The 4,490-nt window shown below is 70.3% G+C and carries 3 protein-coding genes; all 3 read left to right on the top strand.

Translation table 11 applies throughout. The features are described 5' to 3' along the window. The first annotated feature begins 337 nt into the window (after positions 1-337). The 3 genes from manD to FHY05_RS22155 all read left to right on the top strand — a co-directional run bounded on the left by manD (position 338) and on the right by FHY05_RS22155 (position 4,331). Positions 338-1,549, top strand: coding sequence for a D-mannonate dehydratase ManD (gene manD, locus FHY05_RS22165; RefSeq protein ID WP_183946691.1), 1,212 nt, complete (start codon positions 338-340; stop codon positions 1,547-1,549). A 48-nt stretch (positions 1,550-1,597) separates the two neighbouring features. After that, positions 1,598-2,914: an MFS transporter gene (locus tag FHY05_RS22160; protein WP_183946689.1), complete on the top strand. Its 1,317-nt coding sequence runs from the start codon at positions 1,598-1,600 to the stop codon at positions 2,912-2,914. Between the two features lie 163 nt (positions 2,915-3,077). Continuing rightward, complete coding sequence (locus FHY05_RS22155) at positions 3,078-4,331, top strand: SGNH/GDSL hydrolase family protein (protein ID WP_260181782.1); 1,254 nt, start codon at positions 3,078-3,080, stop codon at positions 4,329-4,331. Positions 4,332-4,490: the final 159 nt, after the last annotated feature.

Genomic DNA, 4,490 nt, shown 5'->3' with positions numbered 1-4,490 from the left:
CCCCGCCGGCGCGTCGGCGCGCAGCCACAGCCGGTAGCCGTCCTCGGCCCGCGCCGGCGCGGTGCCGGCGAGCAGCAGCGCCAGCGCGGTCGCGATGGTCGCCCGATTCATGTTGCCGCGCGCGGTCATCTGCCTCTCCAGCCTAGCGGCATTGACCAGCCGCTCTCTCTCCGCCATGTTATCGCTACCAGCAATCTTGGCAAGCCGTCGCGGTGAGACGACGGGGTGCGCCGGGCGGGAGAGGAATGCGCGTGCACGACGTCGACGTCCTATATCGAGGGGCAAACGCGACCCCTTCCGTCGCGCTCGCGGCCGCGATCGCCTGAGGAGGAGCGCCATGCCCATCATCACCGACGCGCGCGTCATCATCACCTCGCCGGGGCGCAACTTCGTCACGCTCAAGCTCCACTGCGACGACGGCACCACCGGCGTCGGCGACGCGACGCTCAACGGCCGCGAGCTGGCGGTGGCGAGCTACCTCGCCGACCATATCGTCCCCTGTCTGATCGGGCGCGACGCGCACCGGATCGAGGACATCTGGCAGTATCTTTACAAAGGCGCCTATTGGCGCCGCGGTCCGGTGACGATGAGCGCGATCGCCGCGGTCGACGTCGCGCTGTGGGACATCAAGGGCAAGCTCGCCGGTCTGCCGCTCTACCAGCTGCTCGGCGGCGCCAGCCGCGAGGCCTGTCTGGTCTATTGCCACGCCAATGGCACCACGATCGAGGACACGATCGCGACCGCGCTGGTGCACCGTGACGAGGGGTATCGCGCGATCCGGCTGCAATGCGGCGTTCCCGGCCTCGCCTCCACCTACGGTGTCGCCAAACCGGGGCAGCGCTACGAGCCCGCCGACGCCGCGCTGCCGAGCGAGGCGATCTGGTCGACCGAGAAGTACCTTCGCGTCGTGCCCGAGTTGTTCGCCGCGGCGCGCGAGGCGCTCGGCCCCGACATCCACCTGCTCCACGACGTCCACCACCGGCTCACCCCGATCGAGGCGGCGCGGCTGGGGCGCGATCTCGAACCCTATCGTCCCTTCTGGATCGAGGATCCCACCCCGGCGGAGCAGCAGGAAGGCTTCCGCCTGATCCGCCAGCACACCACCACGCCGATCGCGGTGGGCGAGGTGTTCAACTCGATCTGGGACTGCAAGACGCTGATCGAGCAACAGCTGATCGATTATGTGCGGGCCACGATCGTCCACGCCGGGGGCATCACCCACCTGCGCCGCATCGCCGCGCTGGCCGACCTCTATCAGGTGCGCACCGGCTGCCACGGCGCGACCGACCTGTCGCCGGTGACGATGGCGGCGGCACTGCATTTCGGACTCTCGGTCCCGAACTTCGGCGTGCAGGAGCATATGCCGCATACCGCCGAGACCGACGCGGTTTTCCCGCACGCCTATCGCTTCGACGACGGTCGCATGCACCCGGGCGACGCGCCGGGGCTGGGGGTCGACATCGACGAGCAACTGGCGGCGGGCTACGACTACAAGCGCGCTTATCTGCCGGTGAACCGGCTCGAGGACGGCACTTTGTGGAGCTGGTGACGGGCACGGGGCGACGCGCCGGGGCCCCGACGAGAGGATCGGCCTGAGATGAGCGACTTCACCGAGGCCGTCCAGGAGGCACCCGAGACCGCGGCGCATGCCGTGGCACGGCCGCGCGGGCGCGTGCGCTGGCTGATCTGCGCGCTGCTGTTCGCCGCGGTGGTGCTGTCGTACATCGACCGGCTGGTGCTCGGCGTGCTGAAGCCGCAGCTGACCGCGCTCTACGGCTGGACCAACACCGGCTACGGCGACGTCACCGGCTATTTCCAGGTGTTCTACGGCATCGGCTTCCTGCTGTTCGGCTGGCTGATCGACCGGCTCGGCCCCAAGCTGGGGTATCTGCTCGCGATGGGCAGCTGGACGGTCGGCCATTTCGCGCAGACGCTCGTCACCTCCACCACCGGCTTCGTCGTCGCGCGGATCCCGCTCGCCTTCGGCGAGGCGGGGACCTACCCGTCGGCGCTCGCGGCGGCGTCGCAGTGGTTCCCGAAGAGGGAGCGCGCGCTCGCGATCGGGATCTTCAACGCCGGCGCCAACGTCGGCGCGATCGTGACGCCGCTGCTGGTCGGCTTCCTCGTCGCCGGGCTGGCGCTCGACTGGCGCTGGGCGTTCCTCGTCACCGGCCTGTTCAATCTCGTCTGGCTGTTCGCCTGGTGGCGCTTCTATCACAGACCCGGCGAGCACCCGCGGCTCTCCGCCGAGGAGCGCGGCTGGATCGAGGCCGAGCCAGCGGTGGACAGCGGCCGCGCCGGCTTCCTCACCGTCCTGCGCCGCCGCGAGGCCTGGGCCTATATGGCGGGGCGCTTCCTGATCGATCCCGTCTGGTGGACCTTCCTGTTCTGGCTGCCCGACTTCTTCAACAAGCAATATGGCTATGACCTGAAGAGCTTCGGCCCGCCGCTCGTGGCGATCTACATCCTCGCCGATTTCGGCGCGATCGCGGGCGGCTGGTATTCGTCGCACCTGCTGCGCCGCGGGGTGGAGACCGGGCGCGCGCGCAAGCGGGCGATGTTCGCCTGCGCGCTGTTCGCGCTCCCGGTGATGTTCGCCGCGCAGGCGAGCGGCATCTGGTGGGCGGTGCTCGCGATCGGGCTGGCCTGCGCCGCGCACCAGGGCTTCTCGACCAATCTGTTCGCGCTGCCGGGCGACCTGTTCCCGCGCTACGCCCAGGGCACGCTGATCGGTCTCGGCGGTTTCGCCGGCGCGGTCGGGGGGTTCATCGCGTCCAAGTCGCTCGGCCTGCTGCTCGACACGGTCGGCAGCTACGGTCCGTTCTTCGTGGCGTGCGGTGTGGCCTATCTGGTGGCGCTGCTCGTCTTCCACGGGCTCAACCCGCGCTATCGCGCGGTGAACCTATCGGGTTGAGGAGGGCGGCTGGCCCGCACGGCTCGGTCCGAGCATGGAGCCAGCGTGCGGCAACTTACTTGACGATCTCCCCATCGACACGTACGGTGATAGCGCTAACATGGCCGCGATCTCAGGTTCGCTCCTCGCGGTTCAAGTCAAAGATGCGGAGAGGAGAGGAGCATTGCCGGTCGCCGATCGTCGCTATTCGTGGCCGCCGCGGCGTGCCGCCGCGTTCGCGCTGATCGCCGCGCAGCTGGTGGCCGCGCCCGCCGTCGCCGCGCCAGGCGCGTGCACCTGGCAGGCGGCCTGGTCGTCGTCGCAGCTGTCGCCCGCGGCGGACGCTCAGCTCGAGCCGGGTGCGCTGCGCGACGCCACGCTGCGCCAGATCGTTCGCCCTAGCCTCGCCGCGCAGCGCGTCCGCGTCCGCTTCTCCAATGCCTTCGGCCGTGCGCCGCTGACGATCGACGCGGCGACGGTGGCGCTCGCCGCAGTGCCGTGGGGAGGAGCGCTGCGACCCGCGACGCTGCGCCCGCTTCGCTTCGCCGGCCAGCCCGCGGTGACGGTACCGGCCGGCGCCGAATGGGTCAGCGACGCGGTCGAGCTGCCGCTGCGCGCGTTCGACGATCTCGCGGTCTCGCTCCACCTGCCGGCGGAGCCCGATGGCCAGACCGCGCATCCCGGCAGCCGCGCGACCTCCTATCTCACGCGCGGCGACCGGACCGGGGCGACCGAGCTGCCCGGCGCGCGCGCCGTCGACCGCTGGTACCTGCTCGCCGGCGTCGAGGTGGAGCGCTGCGCCGCGCCCGGTGGCGTGGTCGCCTTCGGTGACTCGATCACCGACGGCTATGGCGTCAAGCCGAACAGCTACACGCGCTGGACCGACGTGCTCGCGCGCCGGCTCGGCGGGCGGGTCGCGGTGCTCAACGCGGGCATCGGCGGCAATCGCGTGCTGCTCGACGGGCTCGGCCCGAGCGCACTCGCGCGGCTCGATCGCGACGTGTTCGGGCAGGCGGGGGTGCGCCATCTGATCCTGTTCGAGGGCGTCAACGACATCGGCGTGCTCACCCGCGATGCTCCGGCCAGCCCCGAGCAGCATCGCGCGCTGGTGGAGGGAGTCACCGGCGCCTTCGCGCAGATCGTCGCGCGCGCGCATGCGCACGGGATCAGGGTGCACGCCGCCACGATCCTGCCGTTCGCCGGCAGCGCTTATTACCATCCCGGCGCCGAGTCGGAGGCGGACCGCCAGGCGATCAACGCGTGGCTGCGCGTGCCCGGCCACGTCGACAGCGTGATCGACCTCGACCAGCTGCTGCGCGATCCAGCGCGCCCGACCTATCTCGCGACACGCTACGATAGCGGCGATGGGCTGCACCCCAACGCCGCGGGCTATCGGCTGATCGGGGAGTCGATCCCGCTCGGGCCGCTACGGCGTTGACGACGCGATCGATGATGTTATTTGTCTGACTTAATGAACGCTGACCCGGAGCGACCGATGACCCAGAGCACTACACCGCCGGCGCTGCGCAGCCGGGCGTGGTTCGACAATCCCGCGAACATCGACATGACGGCGCTGTACCTGGAGCGCTACCTCAAC

The sequence above is a fragment of the Sphingomonas sp. BK580 genome (assembly GCF_014194975.1).
GTDB lineage: Bacteria > Pseudomonadota > Alphaproteobacteria > Sphingomonadales > Sphingomonadaceae > Sphingomonas.
This window is presented reverse-complemented; position numbering and strand designations above follow the sequence as displayed.